The organism is Vibrio antiquarius, assembly GCF_000024825.1.
GTDB lineage: Bacteria > Pseudomonadota > Gammaproteobacteria > Enterobacterales > Vibrionaceae > Vibrio > Vibrio diabolicus.
The window spans coordinates 2,651,600-2,669,595 of sequence record NC_013456.1 but is presented as its reverse complement, the minus strand read 5'-3'; the positions used below and the strand labels follow the sequence as shown (position 1 = coordinate 2,669,595).

Annotated in this window: 13 protein-coding genes and 1 other RNA gene; 10 read left to right on the top strand and 4 right to left on the bottom strand. The window is 44.1% G+C overall.

Features of this window, described 5'->3' with window-relative positions:
• Window positions 1-60: 60 nt before the first annotated feature.
• Together VEA_RS12320 and VEA_RS12315 are read left to right on the top strand one after the other, a co-directional pair.
• Window positions 61-525, top strand: a complete 465-nt coding sequence (locus VEA_RS12320; protein ID WP_005390577.1) for an Lrp/AsnC family transcriptional regulator — start codon at window positions 61-63, stop codon at window positions 523-525.
• A 461-nt stretch (window positions 526-986) separates the two neighbouring features.
• Window positions 987-4,028, top strand: a complete 3,042-nt coding sequence (locus VEA_RS12315; RefSeq protein WP_006742166.1) for a hypothetical protein — start codon at window positions 987-989, stop codon at window positions 4,026-4,028.
• A 64-nt stretch (window positions 4,029-4,092) separates the two neighbouring features.
• Here the strand turns inward: VEA_RS12315 and tesB are convergent, their stop codons facing one another.
• On the bottom strand, window positions 4,093-4,953 hold the full coding sequence (tesB, locus tag VEA_RS12310; protein ID WP_005390581.1) for an acyl-CoA thioesterase II: 861 nt from the start codon (window positions 4,951-4,953) through the stop codon (window positions 4,093-4,095).
• Between the two features lie 240 nt (window positions 4,954-5,193).
• Here tesB and VEA_RS12305 point away from each other — a divergent pair, with 240 nt between their 5' ends.
• Entirely contained in the window at window positions 5,194-5,628 is a 435-nt protein-coding gene (locus VEA_RS12305) for a YbaY family lipoprotein (RefSeq protein WP_012842007.1), read from the top strand.
• 30 nt (window positions 5,629-5,658) lie between these two features.
• On the opposite strand, the gene VEA_RS12300 is transcribed toward VEA_RS12305, so the two are convergent.
• On the bottom strand, window positions 5,659-5,961 hold the full coding sequence (locus VEA_RS12300) for a DNA base-flipping protein (protein ID WP_005390592.1): 303 nt from the start codon (window positions 5,959-5,961) through the stop codon (window positions 5,659-5,661).
• A gap of 257 nt (window positions 5,962-6,218) precedes the next feature.
• Between VEA_RS12300 and VEA_RS12295 the strand changes: the two genes are divergently transcribed.
• The 7 genes from VEA_RS12295 to udp all read left to right on the top strand — a co-directional run bounded on the left by VEA_RS12295 (window position 6,219) and on the right by udp (window position 14,511).
• Window positions 6,219-6,962, top strand: a complete 744-nt coding sequence (locus VEA_RS12295; protein WP_005390598.1) for a VP0952 family biofilm-associated protein — start codon at window positions 6,219-6,221, stop codon at window positions 6,960-6,962.
• Between the two features lie 152 nt (window positions 6,963-7,114).
• On the top strand, window positions 7,115-9,118 hold the full coding sequence (locus tag VEA_RS12290) for a GGDEF domain-containing protein (RefSeq protein WP_006742165.1): 2,004 nt from the start codon (window positions 7,115-7,117) through the stop codon (window positions 9,116-9,118).
• Window positions 9,119-9,255: 137 nt separating this feature from the next.
• An RNA gene (ffs, locus tag VEA_RS23440) (signal recognition particle sRNA small type) lies at window positions 9,256-9,352 on the top strand.
• A 208-nt stretch (window positions 9,353-9,560) separates the two neighbouring features.
• Window positions 9,561-10,295 (top strand): RNA methyltransferase, encoded by a 735-nt coding sequence (locus VEA_RS12285; protein ID WP_005390601.1) that lies wholly within the window; start codon window positions 9,561-9,563, stop codon window positions 10,293-10,295.
• A 245-nt stretch (window positions 10,296-10,540) separates the two neighbouring features.
• Window positions 10,541-10,960, top strand: a complete 420-nt coding sequence (locus VEA_RS12280; protein WP_005390603.1) for a CBS domain-containing protein — start codon at window positions 10,541-10,543, stop codon at window positions 10,958-10,960.
• A gap of 179 nt (window positions 10,961-11,139) precedes the next feature.
• Complete coding sequence (locus tag VEA_RS12275) at window positions 11,140-13,446, top strand: zinc/cadmium/mercury/lead-transporting ATPase (protein WP_006742163.1); 2,307 nt, start codon at window positions 11,140-11,142, stop codon at window positions 13,444-13,446.
• A gap of 306 nt (window positions 13,447-13,752) precedes the next feature.
• Window positions 13,753-14,511, top strand: a complete 759-nt coding sequence (gene udp / locus VEA_RS12270) for a uridine phosphorylase (protein ID WP_012842006.1) — start codon at window positions 13,753-13,755, stop codon at window positions 14,509-14,511.
• Between the two features lie 156 nt (window positions 14,512-14,667).
• On the opposite strand, the gene VEA_RS12265 is transcribed toward udp, so the two are convergent.
• Both VEA_RS12265 and VEA_RS12260 read right to left on the bottom strand, forming a co-directional pair.
• Window positions 14,668-15,828, bottom strand: coding sequence for a DUF1887 family protein (locus tag VEA_RS12265; RefSeq protein WP_005390608.1), 1,161 nt, complete (start codon window positions 15,826-15,828; stop codon window positions 14,668-14,670).
• Window positions 15,829-15,991: 163 nt separating this feature from the next.
• Complete coding sequence (locus tag VEA_RS12260) at window positions 15,992-17,983, bottom strand: methyl-accepting chemotaxis protein (RefSeq protein ID WP_006742161.1); 1,992 nt, start codon at window positions 17,981-17,983, stop codon at window positions 15,992-15,994.
• Window positions 17,984-17,996: the final 13 nt, after the last annotated feature.

The window sequence follows — 17,996 nt, the reverse complement described above, 5'->3', positions numbered from 1 at the left end:
TAGTTGCCGGTAATGACTATTTTGATAGAAAAGTTTTCTACACTTCGTGGGTTTTATAGGATGAGTTTGGATCGGGTCGATAAACAGCTGCTTGCGTTGTTACAAACCGACAGCACCTTGTCATTAAATGAGTTAGCAGAGCAGGTAAATCTGACAACGACGCCATGTTGGAAGCGTTTGAAAAGGTTGGAAGAAGAAGGCTACATCGAAAAGCGCGTGGCGTTACTGAGTGCAGAAAAACTCGACCTGTCTTTTATCGCTTTTGTTCAGCTAAAAACCATCGATCACTCCGAAGATTGGTATCACCATTTTGTCACAACAGTGAGTGATTTCCCCGAGGTAATGGAGTTTTATCGTATGGCCGGCGAGTATGACTACATGATGAAAGTGCTGGTGAAAGATATGAAGTGTTTTGACGAGTTTTATAAGCGCTTAGTTAATAGTGTAAAGGGATTGTCTAATGTGACTTCAACATTTGCTATGGAATCCATTAAATATACGACTGAGTTACCACTTCTCAACTAAATAGTTTTATACGAATTTTATTTAATGGTTACTCTACCTGTTAGCATTTTAAGTGTTAACAGGTAGCAGGGTTATTCTAACTAGGTTACTTTTTACTGGATTGGAATAAATATAAACGATATTTATTCTCTCTTCTATTCCCGCATTAACTGTTTGTTTTTTATCCTTTATTAAGTGCTCATACAGCAAAACGCATGAAAAAATAACGCAATTTTTTCTCTTTATTTTTCGTGTTTTATTTTTATTGAATATTCATTTTTACTAAATTAATTAATTGGTTTAATTTAAACGTTTGCTTAGTGTTGTTTTGTGTATTTTAGTCACCACTTCTGAACATTTATTTTTATGCGTAATACAGTAGCAAATACTTAAGTAATAAAGTACTCAAAAATGGATATAGTGATTAATAAAACATCGTATTATTATCGCTAGCACTTATTTGTGACAAAGTGTTTCTAAAAATGAACAGAAAATATTATTTGCTTTTTCTCGCGGCGTTACTCGCTGGTTGTGGTGGTGGAGGTGACTCTAAAACAAACAATACAAACACACCAACTACGATAACAAAGCAGAGCCGTCCACAGTTAAAAGCTGAAGACACGGTATTGAAGTTTGAGGGCGTGGGAACCGTTACAGAGGCAAAATTGAGCAATGTACATGGCTCGGTGTCTTATCAAGTCATTGACTCTAATCCGCTAAATGTTGTGAAAATTAATGACTCTGGAATGCTACAAATTTTGCGTCCAGGAACGGCAACAATTCTGGCTACGGATAGCAGTTCTGCTTATGAATCCTCTGAAGCACGATTTTCTATCACTGTGGAACGAGGTATTAACACAGACCTTTCGGTTAGTGATCTAAACTTTAATGCAATCGAATCTGAAGGGAAAGCGCTGACCGTTCGTGGCCAAAAAGGTGAACTGAGTTATGAAGTAGAAAGTGGTCATAACTTGATTCGGGTTGATCAGAACGGTTCGGTATATTCATTAGGCTCAGTTGGTCAGGCGTCGGTACTGATTACTGACTCAGGTAACGAGCTTTATCTGCCGAAGCAAGTTCGCGCAACGGTGAAGCTTCATGGAGTAGCATCCGGGCAACTTCAATTCGCCTTGCTGGAAGACGAATATAGAGAAGGGCTGACGTTAGAACCTGCACGTTTAGATAAAGCTCAAACGCAAAGCATCACATACAAAATCATTCGCAGCGAACCAGACAACAAAGTTGCCGAGTTACTCAACCCGGAGTCAGGTGTGCTCCTTGTTCATAATGTCGGGCAGCTAACCGTTGAAGCGACAGCAACTTACAGCGATGCTTTTTTAGATAAGCAGCAAACGGCGCAATTTGTTGTGGATGTAAAACAAGGTCAACGCGAAGCAATCAGCGTAGCGGACGTTGTGAAAACTTATGAGGAAGGTGGCCGAATTTTCCCTAAGGTGACGAATGCTCGCGGCGACTATTCACTGCGAATTATTAGCGGCACAGATGTTATCGCTAAATCTATGAGCAGTGAAGCACTGCTGATCAAAGGTGTAGGTACGGCTGAAGTTGAAATCTACGAGCATGAAATGCGTAATTATCCTGCAAGTAAAGCTCGCTTCAATGTTGAAGTCAATCGCGCGCCTCATCCGGTGATGAACGACATTGAAATGTCGCTTATTTATCAGCCTAGCCTCTCAATTCCTTTGGCATTTTCAGGACAAAAAGGCAACGTAAGCCTAGTCGGTAGTTTACCGGACGGTTTAAGAATGACCGATGGCAAGTTAGAAGTAGAGACGGCTGGTGAATATCGTCTTAAGTTTGAAGATGATGGTGGGGATTTATATCAACCAATTCAGTTTAATGTAGTCATCAAAGTAGCGAAAGCTGCGGGACAAGCCATGGTGACACAAGATTATGAAATGGTGTATAGCAAAGACTATAGCTTTGATCTTCGTCGTGACTTTGGTTTAAGTACAAGTAACGATCATGTAGAACTCGTTGATAACACTGCTACAGATGTTATAGAGGTGACTGCGGATGGACGTGCCTATGTTTACAAAGCGGGTAAAGCGACGTTAACAGTTCGCAGACAGGAGAGCGCGAATTACACTGCGGGTCCAGATCAGAAAGTGTACGTTAATATTCTGAGTGCGCCGAGTCGGATTGATGTGCAATCCGAAGTGGAAGAGACTTGGAAAACCAGCCAGCCTTATGTTCAAAAACCGACCATCTCTGGTACGGTTGGCGAAGTTTCGTATCGATTTGCAGAAAATGCAGCAACGGATGTGGTTTCCCTAGACAGCAAAACGGGCGAGATGCGTATCCTCAATGCTGGCAGCACAAGAGTTGTTGTATCGGATGCAGGGGACGATAAATTTACTCCGGGTGAAAGCAGTTTCTCTGTAACGATCAAACAGGGCACAAACCCTGTATCGATTGCTTATCCAACGGTAGACTTTTCAGCGGGTACTATTATCTCACCAGTGATGAGTGGAGGAGAGGCGAAAGCCAGCTATCGTCTTATTAACCAAAAAGATCCTGTGGTTGAGTTAGTATCTTCTGAAACGGGGCGTTTGAAGATTTTGCACGCAGGCGAGTACCAATTAGAAGTGACACTAACTGCACGTAACTATACAACTAAAACCGTATTGGTTAACGGCACCATTAATAAAGCGGATCATCCCGGTCTTACCACGAAACTTCAAACCGTTGAGTTTACGCCTTTCAAGGCAATTGACTTAGATTTCGGTAGAACGGTCGGTACTCGAACTTACTCATTTGGCGATACTGTGAGCAAAGATCTTGCCACGTTAGACAATGCGAATGCAGAGTTGACGCTAACCAATTACTCTCAATACCATTCTATTGCTCTAGATATCTCTGAGAGTGAATCGCGAGATTACAAAGCGTTACCAAGAACAAAAGTCACGGTTAGTGTCGATTTGGCAGAGTCGGGTGTTGCAGATAAATACACACAACTTAATAGCGAACAAACCGTTATTGTGAGCACGCTTAGTGCCCCACAGTTTGCCAATTTAGAAGAGAGTGAATTTGGTATCTTGGGTTCGCGTTCGGTACGTGAACCGACGGATGACGAGTTGCAAAAACACGGTAAAGGTAAGGTTGTGCTATTTATGTTTAAGCCAGTTGGTAGCGATGACCGAAGACAAGAAAAGGCAGCGTGGGTGCATGTTGCTCGATTCGATGGATGTACATCAGAGCTATTTGCTGATGACCTTAAGCCTTTTAATGCAATTGGTTATGATGATCCAGGGTATTGCACCAGCGGTAGCACTATCCGTATGACTCGGTTCTTAGTGATTGATGATTCTAATTTGGAAGACATAGAGTATGAGTCGGCAGCACCAATCATTACTTACCGTCGTGGGGTGCGTGAATTTTTAGCAACGGATAAAGGTGGATTCTATGCTGACCCAAATGTCGTTTACGGGAAAAGCGAATACGGTTACCCGAAATCACTTTACGAATGGTCGGTCATTACTATGAAGTATCAACCAAATTAATTATCGTTTGATACCCACAAAAAAGGAGTGCTGAGCACTCCTTTTGTCGTTTAGGGTTTAGCGGTTACTTGGTATAGCGCATTACACCTTCTTGCACTGCGGTTGCCACTAAATGACCTTGCTGGTTATAGATTTCGCCACGCACTAACCCACGAGTATTACTCGCTGTTGGGCTTTCTATCGCGTACAACAACCATTCATCCATTTTGAACGGACGGTGGAACCAGATTGAATGGTCAATGGTGGCAACTTGGAAGTTTGGCGTCATTAATGACACTTCATGTGGGTGCATTGCTGTCACGAGGAATCCCCAATCTGATGCGTAGGCCAACAGGTACTGATGTATAAGCAGGTTCTCTGGCATTTCACCATTGGCACGAATCCAAAGATACTGTTTAGGCTCTGCTTTTTTGGGCTTTAGGGGGTTGATGACCGTAACAGGACGGGTTTCAATTGGCTTTTCACCACAAAATGTTTTGCGTAGTCGCTCTGGCAGGAATTCGGCTATATGGCTAGCAAGCTCACTCTCAGAGGCGAAGTTTTCTGGGCCAGGAATGTCTGGCATCTCCTTTTGATGATCAAACCCAGGTTGATCGCCATGGTAAGACGCCGTTAGGTAGAAAATAGGGCGTCCATTTTGAATCGCCTTAACGCGCCTGGTGCTGAAGCTACGGCCATCCCTTAGGTTTTCTACATCATAAATGATGGGCTTTTCTGGATCGCCAGGGTACAAAAAATAGCTATGGAAGGAGTGCACCGCGCGTGTTTCTTCAACGGTGTAGCGCGCAGCAGAAAGCGCTTGCCCAATCACTTGGCCACCATACACTTGAGGCAAACCTAGGTTTTCACTTTGGCCACGAAACAAGCCTTCTTCTAATTTTTCGAGTTGTAGTAGGCTGAGCAATTCTCGTAATGGTTTACTCATTGTGTCTCCTCACCGTTGTCTTTCACTCCAACTTACCTCAACAGTCTCACTCTTGTGAAGTGCCATAGTTAAGAACTATTGAGTAACTTAGAAATAGTATTGTTCCGATTATGAAACAAAATCAATTGTTTGATAAATTCTAACTCAGTCAAACTATTGTCAAATAAACTGACAGGATGCAGACAGTTTTATATTCCACACCTATAATTGCTCCGGTTTAATACTCTTTTCGAGGAAGATATGAAAAAAACACTACTGCTTGTTACTTCTTTACTCTTTGGGGCTGCGTTAGTGGGTTGCCAAACTTCTCAAAATACAGAAATGGAATCTGCAGAGGCGTCAATGAAGACGATTACAGGTACAGTGGCTTACCGTGAGCGTATTGCTCTGCCGCCAAACGCAGTGGTTACCGTCGCGTTAGAAGATGTGTCTTTGGCTGACGCGCCAGCAAAAGTACTAGCAAAGCAGACATTCGAAACGGAAGGTAAACAAGTTCCTCTTTCTTTTGAACTGAACTACGATAACAATGAAATCAAACCAAACCATCGTTACAGCGTCCGTGCGCGTATTGAAGTGGATGGTAAATTGCGTTTTATCAGCGATACGCATAACGGTGTAATCACAGATGAAGCACAAACTCACCAGTTGGATATTCGTCTAGTTGGTACGCGTTAATATCAAACTCAGCGAACAAAAAATGGCAGCCTAAGGCTGCCATTTGTATTTTCTTAGCGAAATTTTTCCAATCTCAGATACTTCAATTCCTTCGGCTTCTAATTTCTTTGTTTGTCGTTCTAAGTTACTGCCTTTTAAGGATATTTTTCCTTGACTATTTATCACTCTAAACCACGGGAGTTTGCTGTCCTCTGGCAAATTACCAAGCGCCTTACCAACATGTCTTGCGTAGCCCGGGTAACCTGCCATTTTTGCGATTTCCCCGTAGGTGGAGACTTTTCCTTTTGGAATTTGGTGAATTACAGCAAAGATTTGCGCTAAAAATTGGTCCATACTCAAAAGTGTCTATTGTGGATTACTAAGGAATGGTAAACCATCGGACTTGTATATTGCTAACGGTTCTTAACGTTTATATTGCCCGCGATTGACTTTTGTTGATCACATTTTCTCTTCAGTCGTGCCGTATGTTAATGAGCGTTAAAAAGCATAAAACAAACACAAGCTAAGCTTGAATCTAGACCCTCTCAACGACTTTTAATCCCAGTTTTTGCCGTTGAGTTACCAAGTAGGTGGGGAAGCCAGGAGGCGCTATGATTTTATCGACACTTCAATTTTTCATTACGACTTTACTCGCAGTGGTGTGCGTTCGAGCGATGAGTTTGAGCGAGGGAGATATTCCCGTTCTTGCACTCATGATCCCGGCGTTGTGGATCTTGCCACAAGGCGGGTTTGCAGGCTTGGTGTTGCTGGGCGCAATGATGGCTTTTGGCGCTACGCTCTCAATGCAACCAATCGCGCTATCGATTGGTATTTTGATCCTTTTCCCACTTTTAATGGTAGTGTTCTCTCGTAGAAGTTCGTTGGGCGTCCTGCTCACCGCAGGTCTAATCGTACTTACTCTACAAGTCGGTATTATGGTCACGCAACAAGGTGGGAAGCTGGATGGATCCGCTTGGGTTACAGTGGTTCAAACTGTCTCGGTCATGGCGATGTGGTGGTCTGCTGTACATTGGACCCCATCCAATAAGCACAGCTGGTGGCCGATGCTGTTGTTGTTCCCATTATGGATTGCTGGCTTGCCATATGCCGTGCTTGTGGCATTGAGCGTGACAGGAATGCTGGCTTCAATGGAAACCCTCGCGAAGCTTAAACACTCCATTCGTTGGAGTAAACTATTGTGCTGGACATTACCGACTGTTGGCTTTGCTGCCTTAGTGGTGAGTCCGACTACAGATGTACCAAACCCTGTTTTTGTTGTTTGGATCTGTTTGTTAGGAACGGCTTGGATGACGGACTATATCTTACGTAGCAGCGATGAACAGGCAGAATTATGAGTATTTCGTCAGGTAAAAAGTGACACGTGCGGCAGACTATCGAATTGGTTGTGGAACAAAATGAAGATTAGTATATGTTCTTCATTTCATATTTACTAAACTTCCAATAATAATAACCACAATATAAGTGGTTGATTTAAGATAAGTTTGTCATGACTACCTTTGCTCGAACACTGTTGCTTTTTACTTGTTGCCTACTGAGTTTGAATGTAAAAGCTGAATCACCTTTAATTGCTCATTATAAAGTTGCGACAGAAGCGGATGATGTCGTCACCCGTGTTCTTTTTAATGCTGCATCGAAAGAGTTCGGCTTTACCGTTCAATATGTGAACTATTCCAGCTTTGATGCCATTCTAAATTCCGTCGCGAATGGGGAAGCGGATTTTGCTGCGAATATCACTTACACAGAAGAGCGTGCTCAACGCTTTAGTTACTCCCGCCCAACTAATATCGAATATACCTACCTTTTTGGTTTAAAAGACTCGACGTTGAGTGACATTTCACGAGTTGGCGTCCCTAAAGATACGGTTTATGCCGAATTACTTAAACAATACTACCCGGAGCTAAAACAGGTCTCTTATCAAGGTCATGACCAAGCGGTAACGTTACTGAGATCAGGCGTTGTTGAAGGCGTAGTCGATGCCATCAATCAGCTTAAGCCGATGCTGCTGGAGGGCTTTGACGCTAAGATGTTGAATGATCAGATTTCGATAAAGCCAGTATCGATCATCAGTAAAAAAGATCATCATCTCGAAGAGTTGGATACGTTCGCTACGTTTATTCATGGGGAAGGAGTGCAAAAGCAACTTCGTGAAGAAATCTCCCAGTATCAATTTGAATTAAGGCGAGCGGCATTGCGAGAATCTATTCGCTTATTACCTCTTGATTTCAGTGAGCCAATACGGATCAAGCTCGAATCTATCTTTCCATATGTTGTTTACAACGAAGACGGCAGTATCGAAGGGATGACGGCAGATGTCGTCCTGAGAAGCTGTGAGATCTTGGCATTAAACTGCGTGATCATTAGTGAGCCAAATGAAAGTTGGGGTTCCATGTATCATGAGTTTATGCAGGGGAATTTTGAAATTTTAGCGCCGTTAACGGTCAGTCGCGAGCGACATGAATTTAGTTACTTTCCCAAACCCCATTACTCACCAGCATCCGTTATGGTCAAGCGTTTAGGTTACAAGCCGAACACTTACTCTCATGTGTCACAGTTGATCTCTGAGCGGATTGGCGTGGTTGCGGACGACTTTTTCGACCAAATGATGACGCAACTTTTACCGCTAAAAGAGCTGAAACGTTATCGTACCCAACAAGAACTCATTCAGGGTTTATTGAATGAAGAGGTCGATTACATTCCGATGGATACAGCGATGCTCAACCACTTTTTACGTCTGAGCGAGTTGGTTCCGATAGAGCAGGACACGGCGATTGGCGAGTTTTACCAGTCACAACTTTCTGTTGGATTGGTGGCGAACGAGAAAGGTGCCATGCTTGCTCCTTTTTTCAGTCGAGCGATAGCGATGTTGGAAGTTGATAAGATCATTGCCCAGTACGACCTGCGCCCAGATTGGCGTACCGCGCTTGAATATGAGGTTCGGCTGGCAACGCAAACGCAGGCTGTGTTTGTCTTTGTATTGTTGTTTGCGATTTGCGTTTCGCTTTATCTTTATCGTCAATCGAATACTGACAATTTAACGGGGTTAAGAAATCGCCGCGCGTTGCAAGTAAAACATCGAAAAGGCGTAAACAAAGATCTATCCATACTTTACTTGGATATTAACCACTTCAAACGAATCAATGATACGTACGGTCACCGTGCTGGTGATGAGGTGTTGCAATTATTGGCGCTAAAAATTCATTATGTATGGTCAGGAAAAAGTTACCGGATAGGGGGAGATGAGTTCATACTGTTGGGCTATCCGACTCAAGCAGAATTAAATAGGGCAATGAAAGAGCTCAGCAGAATTGATGTAAAAGGCAAACTGTGTAGTGAGTTAGAGTCTGTGGGTATCTCTATCGGTGTCTCTGCAAAAAGAGAACAGCACATGAGCTTAGAGCAAGCCATGCATTTAGCTGATGAAGATATGTATTCAAGTAAGCAGTCAACACGCCGTTATCCTTCTTCGCATCGTTACGTGGCTCAATCATAGAGGAATGAATTGATCGAGTTTTGTCCAAACGGTAATGAAATGACGAAATTCAAGGCTTTTGCTCTTGCATTATGAGGGCTGATACTGAATAATCGCCCCATCGATTGAGGCAAGTCCTCTCGAAAAGAATTATGGGGCTCTGGTCCTCTCGCAACAATAGCTCGTGAACTCGGTCAGGTCCGGAAGGAAGCAGCCGCAGCGGGTGACTTGTGTGCCGGGATGTGGCTGGGGTCCCACCCTTTAAAAGCCCTGCGTATATCGCAGGGCTTTTTTCGTTTTTGAACCCTCTTTTACTGCGTTTGCTCTTCAAAGTCTTCTGATGAATCAAGTTTCTTGAGGTTATTTAGGTATAATTTATAATCTCACGCGCTTGATACCGAACTGTCGTGAAGATTGTTTCGAGTACATTCGCCGAATAACCATTTTCACCTGGGATACTTTAATGATTTCAAAAAACCAATTAAAACTGCTTCGTGCTTTAGGTCAAAAGAAACAGCGTAAAGCGCATGGCTTATTCCTAGTTCAGGGTGAAAAGAACGTTTTAGAGCTGGCAAGCAGTTCATTAAAGGTGAAGCATGTCTTCGCAACCGAGGCATTTCTCGAACAAAACGCTAGTGCGCTAAGTGGTTTTGATTGCATTGAAGCATCGCTTGACGACCTGACCAAAGCGAGCACTCTCGTGAGCAATAACGCGGCCATTGCAGTGGTTGAAATCCCGAGTGTAAAAGTGCCTCAAGCAAAAGGCTTGATGATTGCGCTAGATGGCGTATCTGACCCAGGTAATCTAGGAACGATTATTCGTGTCGCAGACTGGTATGGCATCAAGCACATTATTGCGAGTACAGATTGTGCTGATCCGTATAATCCTAAGACGATCAGCGCGACCATGGGCAGCTTTGGCCGCGTACAAGTGAGTCTGGTGGATTTGCCAAGTTACTTAGAAGAAGCCAACTTGCCAGTTTATGGCGCGTTTCTGGAAGGGGAGAGCGTTCATAAAACGGAATTCGCTGCTGAAGGTATTTTGTTGATGGGCAGCGAGTCCCACGGCGTACGTGAAGAAGCTGCGAAGCTCGTGACAAATAAGATCACGATTCCGGCATTTGGTGGTGCTGAGTCGCTGAATGTCGCAATGGCAACCGGTATTATTTTAGACAATATGCGTCGACATCATTGTTAATGTAACTATGCGCCAATGAAGCCAGTCAATTTGACTGGCTTTGTTGTATTTACCACCTGTCAAAAATGAGCCCATTTGCAAGTTGTACTCAATTAAACAACAGTGAATGCCGAGGATGACTTAATTTTTATTCAGATCAATAGGCTGCACCTATAAATAAAATTACTCATTTCCATTTAGTAAATTCAGGAAATTAGGCGACACTTATCTAAAGGCCGCAATAAAATGCCCTTAAGGAGATAAGAATGCATTCATTAAAAGTAAAAGATTACATGACGTTGCAAGCGGTGACCTTCACTAAAGATATGTCACTTTCGGCTGCTTTGAATAAAGTCATGCAAAGCGTCACATTAGGTGGACCCGTCATTGATGAGAATGAAAAGGTAGTTGGATTCTTATCAGAGCAAGACTTGTTAGATAAATTGGTGAAAGCGAGTTATCACTGCCAAGATACGCATACCGTTCAAGAGTGTATGCATGACGATGTTTTATCTGTTTCTCCAGACATGTCAGTGATTGAGTTGGCTGACATGATGAAGATTGGTAAGCCAAAAATGTATCCAGTGGTTGACGGCAAAGGTAAATTGGTTGGCGTTATCACTAGGCGAGATGTGCTGCGCGCCATCGGGATGACTTTAAATGAGTGTTTTAAGCATCCAGTTTAACCTTTCTGAACAAATATCATAGGTGCTTGATTTTAAATAAGTCATTTGGAAAGACGCTTCGGCGTCTTTTTTTATTTTCAATCGATGAGTTTTTAAAAAATCACCTTGACCTTGGAGCTAGCTCTAAGGTTTATCCTTAGTCATAGGCAAAGAGCCTACACCAATAAGGAAAATAAATTATGTGTACGAAACATCAAGGTTGCCAATCCAGCAAAATCAAAACTGCGGTGCCGCTTGGCGCGAGCGAGTCGTGCTGCGCACCAGTAAAATCTTCACTCAACATTTCTCAAGCTGGCGTAGAAGTGTCCGAAAGTTCATGTTGCAGCGGAGGGAGTTGTAGCGCCGACCCTGGTGAGGAAGAAGAGCCCTCAAGGGAGAGTGATTCCTCAATTCGAAACTCGTGGCTTGTGTCAGGTATGGATTGCCCTTCATGTGCGCAAAAGCTTGAGAAGGCTATTACGTCTTTGGAAGGTGTTAACCAAGCAAAAGTCTTATTTGCAACAGAAAAACTGGTTGTCGATTTTGACGATCGCGAGCTGACCTCTACGATAGAGCATACAGCCCAACAAACAGGTTTTCCGCTTTCTTCACTCGATGCTCCAAAACCAAATACTGCAACGAAGGGCTGGCGTGGGGTAGTAAAAGACAACATTCAAATTCTCTCTATTGCTAGTGCGATGGTTGTCGCGGCAATAATTTCTAAGATCGACCCTCAAATAAGTACTTGGTTATTCACGTTGACCTGTTTACTGGGTTTATACCCAATTGCGCTTAAAGCGTTCAAGTTGGCGCGTAGCGGTACGCCTTTTGCGATTGAAACGTTAATGAGTGTGGCAGCGCTCGGCGCTTTATATTTAGGTGAAACCGCTGAAGCGGCAATGGTGTTATTGCTTTTCCTTATTGGTGAAAAGTTAGAAGCATATGCATCATCCCGAGCTCGAAGTGGTGTCCAAGCGCTAATGGACTTAGTTCCAGAAAATTCAATTTTAATTATTGATGGTGAGCGTAAAGAGGTGCCTGCAGCTCAGCTTAAGCCAGGGGATATTATAGAAGTTGCCCCCGGTGGTCGTTTACCTGCGGATGGTGTGTTGCAAGATGCGCTTGCAAGTTTTGACGAAAGCGCGTTAACGGGAGAATCCGTTCCCGTTGAGCACCAAACGGGTGGCAAAGTGATGGCCGGGGCTGTGGTTGTCGATAAAGTCGTTCGTTTACAGGTGACTTCTCGTCAAGGCGAGAATGCGATTGACCGAATTCTCCATTTGATTGAAGAAGCAGAATCTCGTAAGGCACCATTAGAACGTTTTCTGGATAAATTCAGCCGTTGGTATACGCCGCTGATGATGTTGGTGTCCTTGATGGTTATCGTCACGCCACCACTGTTGTTTGCTCAACCATGGGAAACGTGGATTTATCGAGGACTTGCCCTGTTACTGATCGCCTGTCCGTGTGCGTTGGTTATTTCAACGCCTGCAGCGATTACTTCTGGCTTGGCGGCTGCGGCGAAGCGGGGGGCATTAATCAAAGGTGGTGCGGCGCTTGAGTTGCTTGGTAAGGTGGAGTCCGTCGCATTTGATAAAACCGGTACATTGACGCAAGGTAAGCCGCAGGTGACCGACGTCTTTGCTTTTGATGTAGATGAAGACAAGTTACTTAGCCTGACAGCCTCAATCGAAGTTGGCTCAAGCCATCCTCTCGCGGTTTCTTTAGTTAATAAAGTGCAACAGCAGGGGCTTACTATTCCTGAAGCGCTAGATAAAACCGCGCAAGTGGGCTCTGGTGTCACAGGTTACGTCGATGGGAAAATAGTCCAAGTAGTCACGCCTTCTAAGGCCGATTTCCCACTTTCTCAAGAAACCGAAGAGCGAGTGGTGACGTTGGAACAACAAGGTAAAACGGTTGTTATTGTGCGTTACGATTACGAGGTCATTGGCGTGATCGCATGGCAAGATACATTGCGCCCAGATGCCCAAGAAGCTATCGCTACGTTGAAGGAGCTTGGGATAACGTCGGTGATGCTAACCGGTGACAACCCGAGAAGTGCTGAAGCAATGGTGACCAGAATAGGCTTGGATTATAAAGCAAGCTTATTACCAGCAGATAAAGTGCATTACGTCGAGAAACTATCACAGCAACACACCGTTGCAATGGTGGGAGACGGTATTAATGATGCGCCAGCGATGAAAGCTTCGAGTATCGGTATTGCGATGGGAGGCGGTACGGATGTTGCTCTGGAAACGGCCGACGCGGCATTAACGCACAATCGTCTGATTGAGTTACCTGCCATGATAGAACTATCGCGTGCGACGTTAAGCAATATTCGTCAGAATGTTGCGTTAGCGCTTGGTTTGAAAGGCGTTTTCTTGGTTACAAGTTTATTGGGCATTACGGGTCTATGGGTGGCAGTATTAGCCGACAGCGGCGCAACTGCACTGGTTACGTTAAATGCGTTGAGATTGCTCCGTTTTGAGTCCAAGCAGACCAAGTGACCTACCTAACTAGCTAATAAAAAGCCCGAGGCATTCATGTCTCGGGCTTTTTTAACCGTATCGATGAAATCTAATAAGATGTTTTAGTTTGTTTTTGAAATCACGCATCGCTATGCAACAAAATGAGCCAAACTCTACAAAAGTGTGATCATTGCTTGTTTTGGGTGAAATTATAGTTTCATTACATTTTCTCATTGTGATTGTGATCACTCTATGTTGGTAAAAGGTTCGCTACAGTGCATTTGTACCCAACAACTGATTAATGAGCTTATTGTTCATAAAATAAGCCACAATAAGGAGCGACTTATGTCTCAAGCTGTATTTCATTTAGGTGTTACTGAAGCTGATCTTAATGGTGCGACTCTAGCCATCATTCCTGGTGATCCAGCGCGCGTTCAAAAAATCGCAGAACAAATGGAAAACCCAGTATTTCTAGCAAGTCACCGTGAATACACGCTATACCGTGCCGAATTAGACGGTAAACCTGTTGTGGTTTGTTCTACAGGTATTGGTGGCCCTTCTACCTCTATCGCAGTTGAGGAACTCGCGCAGCTTGGTGTTCGTACTTTCCTACGTGTTGGTACAACTGGCGCAATTCAACCGCATGTAAACGTAGGTGACATGATCGTAACGACGGGGTCAGTTCGCCTTGACGGTGCGAGCCTGCACTTTGCGCCAATGGAATTCCCAGCAGTTGCTGACTTTGAAGTAGCAACTGCAATGAAAGCGGCAGTAGAAGAGTCTGGCGCTGCGGTTCACATGGGTGTGACAGCTTCAAGTGATACGTTCTACCCAGGTCAAGAGCGCTACGACACGTTCTCTGGTCGCGTTGTGAAGCGTTTCCAAGGTTCTATGCAAGAATGGCAAGACATGGGCGTACTTAACTTTGAGATGGAGTCTGCAACATTGCTAACAATGTGTGCGAGCTCTGGTCTAAAAGCAGGTTGTGTGGCGGGTGTAATCATCAACCGTACACAAAAAGAGATTCCAGATCATTCAACTCTGAAAGAGACGGAAGCTCGTTCAATTAAGGTGGTAGTAGAAGCAGCGCGTAAAATGCTGTAAGCCGCGATAATTGGCATTTTAAACAAACGGAAAAACCAGAGGCACGCCTCTGGTTTTTTTCTACCTATCTAAGCCCACACTTAAAAATTAGGTATGAAAAAAGCAGCCTGTAACGCTGCTTTTGATCATTTTGAATTCTAGCTTTTATCACTGATACTAGATCTCGTCCGAGCCACCTGCGTCTTTAAACCAAGCTGTTAGGTGCGTTCTTAAGTCTTTAAGCTCATCAGGGCCAATCAGAGCTAGCCCCAAATCTTCTGCACGAGTAATGTCATTGTGACGAAGCGGTCGGAAGCTCACCAGCATTGCACGTGCTTGTAAACCACCTAGCAGATCTCTGAGGGATTCTAGCTTGTACAAGGTGTCATCGCCGTCATCTCGCATGCCTTTGGTTTTACACTCAATGATGTGGAGCTTGTTGTTTACCACTGTTGCAACATCCAACTCATTGCGTACTTCACTTTCACCAAGTTTGCGATAAACCTGAACATTCAAAGAGCGATCTTGAATCGTCGGCATCGTATCTTGAATTTGCTTGACCGTGCTGTGTACCAGAGTCTCTAACCATTCACCGTTTGAAAAGCGGCGTGCATCTTCATCTGCAAACGTTAGAACACCATTCTCATAAGTGGCGATTTGCGCTTCCACTAAGTCCGAAAGCAGCATGTTGAGCTCACGGTAGCCTTGTTGCTTTTCAGAAAGCTCCACATCAAGTTTTTGCTCTTTGCGGCATGTGGTTGCAAGGTAGTTAAGAGTCGCTAAGCCTGGACCAAGTTCAAGCGCATTTGAGGCCCAGCGTTCACCAAGTTCATACAGTTTTTTATCAAGAAGAGGAGGTAAATCAACGTGGTGGAACTCGCCGCGTGCGCCGAAGATAGTGAGGTAGTCAGCAATCGTAATGTGGTCTTCGACCTGAGTATCTTCTTTGCCATCTGGGTATAACCAGCAAAGCTTATCGCTACTTGGCTCAACCACAAAAATTGGCCAGCGATAGGTACGGAAAACCTCGTACACAGACAATAAGCGATGACGAAGACCGCAACTGGCGTTCAATTTCACATCTTCGCCGCGCTCATGGAGATCTTTTGCCAGTTTTTGAATCGCTTGTTTGATCAGCGAAGTATTGACGGCGGATGGGATTTCAAAAAATTCGGAAGTAATGTCTCGTTGCTCTAAAACGGCACTCAGTCGGTCAAATATATCTAACTGGCTCTTGTCTCCGATGAAGACGATATGTGTGCTTAGCGTACGATTATCTAATAGAGGAGTGACCAATCTCACTGGGTCTTGGTCGATAATACCAACATGAACAGCCATAGATTTTCCTTTTTATGAGGCCGCTCGAAAAGAGATGTGCAAGGGGATGAGCTGGCCATATTAATCATATGTAGACATGGCTGATAAAAAACAAGGGCGACTTAACAAAAAGTCGCCCTTATACAGTTGATTGCACTAATTAATGCTCAAATTTATAAATTATTTATAACTTAAAGCGGTGAACCAATTCATTCTGCTGATGAGCCAAGTGAGTCAGGGATTCACTGGTCTGTGCGATGCTCGACATAGCTTGGAAGCTTTCATCGGCGATACTATTGATATCTTCAATACTGCGTGCAATGTCTGCTGAGGTTTCACTTTGCTCTGCTGCCGCTTGCGAAATATGCGTACTCATTTGGCTGATTTCGATGATTAGCGCTTGAATCTCTTCCATTGAGCTGTTCGCTTTTGATGCTTGCTCAACAGACATCTCCATATCGCTCATACAGCTTTGTATTACTTGATTTGCTGACTGAGAGCTGGATTGCAGATTACTGATCATCGATTCAATTTCAGTGGTGGACTGAGTGGTTCTGGATGCAAGCACACGCACCTCATCGGCCACTACCGCAAAGCCGCGACCTTGTTCGCCAGCGCGAGCCGCTTCAATTGCTGCATTCAATGCCAGTAGGTTAGTTTGTTCAGCAATGTTGCGAATCACATCGAGGATAGAACCAATTTGACCACTCATTTTTTGCAGTTCAGAGACAGCGGAAACGGATTCGTTCAAACGCGTTTCCAGTTGATTTATGGTCGAGATATTGCTGCTCATGACATTTCTGCCTTCTTCAGAGGCAGATTCGACACGCTGCACCATTTCTAGTGAGCCTTGTGCACTTTGAGCGACTTCTTGCACTGAGTGAGACATTTCCGTCATTGCGGTCGCAACGTTTGCTGTTTGCTCGCGTTGTGAGCTTAATTTGCTTTGCGCTTGCGAAGACGTGCTTTCGTTTGTTGCTGCGGTCGAAGATAGGTTCTCTGACGCTTCGTTGAGTTTCACTAAGATCTCGTGAAGACTGTCGGCTAGTGAGTTAATGTGTCCACTCACTCGGCTGAACTCGTTGTTATAGCGAATATCGATACGTTCTGTCATGTCACCTTCAGTCAGGCTTTCAAGCACTTTTAGAATACGAGTCAATGGTTCGCGAACGCTATGCGCGATGTGGTAGCCAATCGCTGTGGCAAGTAGCACGACAACAACGCCAATGATGATGGCTTTCGTCACACCCGCAGAATAAATGTCACCAGCGTCTGCTAACGATTCATTAAGTTTATCCGTTGCGGTTGTCGTAAATTGCTCAAGAATCGCCATGGTTGAATCAACTTTATTCGCTAGGTTGGCGATGTTGTTGTATAGCGCTGCACGAGCATTGAGGTAATTATTGTGCTGGTCTAAGACCCCTCCACGCATTCCCACGTCGCGTGTGAATTGTTCTACCGACTCACCAAATGCTGTTTTTAGTTCAGGTAATTGAGTAACTAAACCACGGAAAGCATAGTTCAAATGAGTCACTGCTTTGCGGTTTTTGGTCACGGCTTGCGTAACAAACTCAGGATCAGAGCTGGCGAGGGCATCAGAGGTTATAACTTCGGCATCTTTTAGCTTAATGAAGTAACTCTTCGCCATGACTTTGACAGAAATGCTGGTTTGATCTGCCACATATTCTTTAAGTCCGACCGACAATTCGGTATTCAGCTTTTGGAAGCGACGTGACGATTTTTGCACTTTTTCTTGCGCAGCGAACATCGCTTCGTAGTTGTCCATGGCTTCAAGAGCTTCAGTAAAATAGCTCTGCTCTAACGTTTTTAATTGTGAAAACGGTTCGGCAAGAGAAGGGTAGATTTGGCTTGCAGTTTCCAGTTGAGCCAAAGTGGATTCGAAACGTTGTTGAGATCTAGCAAATTCCTGACGCATTTCATCCATGCGTTGTTTATTCTCTGTCGTCAGAAAATCTTTAAACGATTTGTCGGCAGAAAGCAGTTCAACACTGGTTTGGTTAGATAACGATACCAGTGGTAGGGATGATTTAGACACGGTGCCAAACTTCCCGTGAATATCACTCATTCCTCCCATCATAATGGCAATTGTGACGGCAAATAGGATGATGATCAGAGCAAAGCCCGCATACATCCTTTTAATAACTGAACCTCGCATAAGTGAGCTTCCT

Excerpts from the sequence above, each read along its gene's own strand:
- VEA_RS12295 (WP_005390598.1), top strand. The coding sequence starts at position 6,219 with ATGATTTTATCGACACTTCAATTTTTCATTACGACTTTACTCGCAGTG.
- tesB (WP_005390581.1), bottom strand. The coding sequence starts at position 4,953 with ATGAGTAAACCATTACGAGAATTGCTCAGCCTACTACAACTCGAAAAA.
- VEA_RS12260 (WP_006742161.1), bottom strand. The coding sequence starts at position 17,983 with ATGCGAGGTTCAGTTATTAAAAGGATGTATGCGGGCTTTGCTCTGATC.
- udp (WP_012842006.1), top strand. The coding sequence starts at position 13,753 with ATGTCTCAAGCTGTATTTCATTTAGGTGTTACTGAAGCTGATCTTAAT.
- VEA_RS12280 (WP_005390603.1), top strand. The coding sequence starts at position 10,541 with ATGCATTCATTAAAAGTAAAAGATTACATGACGTTGCAAGCGGTGACC.
- VEA_RS12265 (WP_005390608.1), bottom strand. The coding sequence starts at position 15,828 with ATGGCTGTTCATGTTGGTATTATCGACCAAGACCCAGTGAGATTGGTC.
- VEA_RS12290 (WP_006742165.1), top strand. The coding sequence starts at position 7,115 with ATGACTACCTTTGCTCGAACACTGTTGCTTTTTACTTGTTGCCTACTG.
- VEA_RS12315 (WP_006742166.1), top strand. The coding sequence starts at position 987 with ATGAACAGAAAATATTATTTGCTTTTTCTCGCGGCGTTACTCGCTGGT.
- VEA_RS12320 (WP_005390577.1), top strand. The coding sequence starts at position 61 with ATGAGTTTGGATCGGGTCGATAAACAGCTGCTTGCGTTGTTACAAACC.
- VEA_RS12305 (WP_012842007.1), top strand. The coding sequence starts at position 5,194 with ATGAAAAAAACACTACTGCTTGTTACTTCTTTACTCTTTGGGGCTGCG.
- VEA_RS12285 (WP_005390601.1), top strand. The coding sequence starts at position 9,561 with ATGATTTCAAAAAACCAATTAAAACTGCTTCGTGCTTTAGGTCAAAAG.
- VEA_RS12300 (WP_005390592.1), bottom strand. The coding sequence starts at position 5,961 with ATGGACCAATTTTTAGCGCAAATCTTTGCTGTAATTCACCAAATTCCA.
- VEA_RS12275 (WP_006742163.1), top strand. The coding sequence starts at position 11,140 with ATGTGTACGAAACATCAAGGTTGCCAATCCAGCAAAATCAAAACTGCG.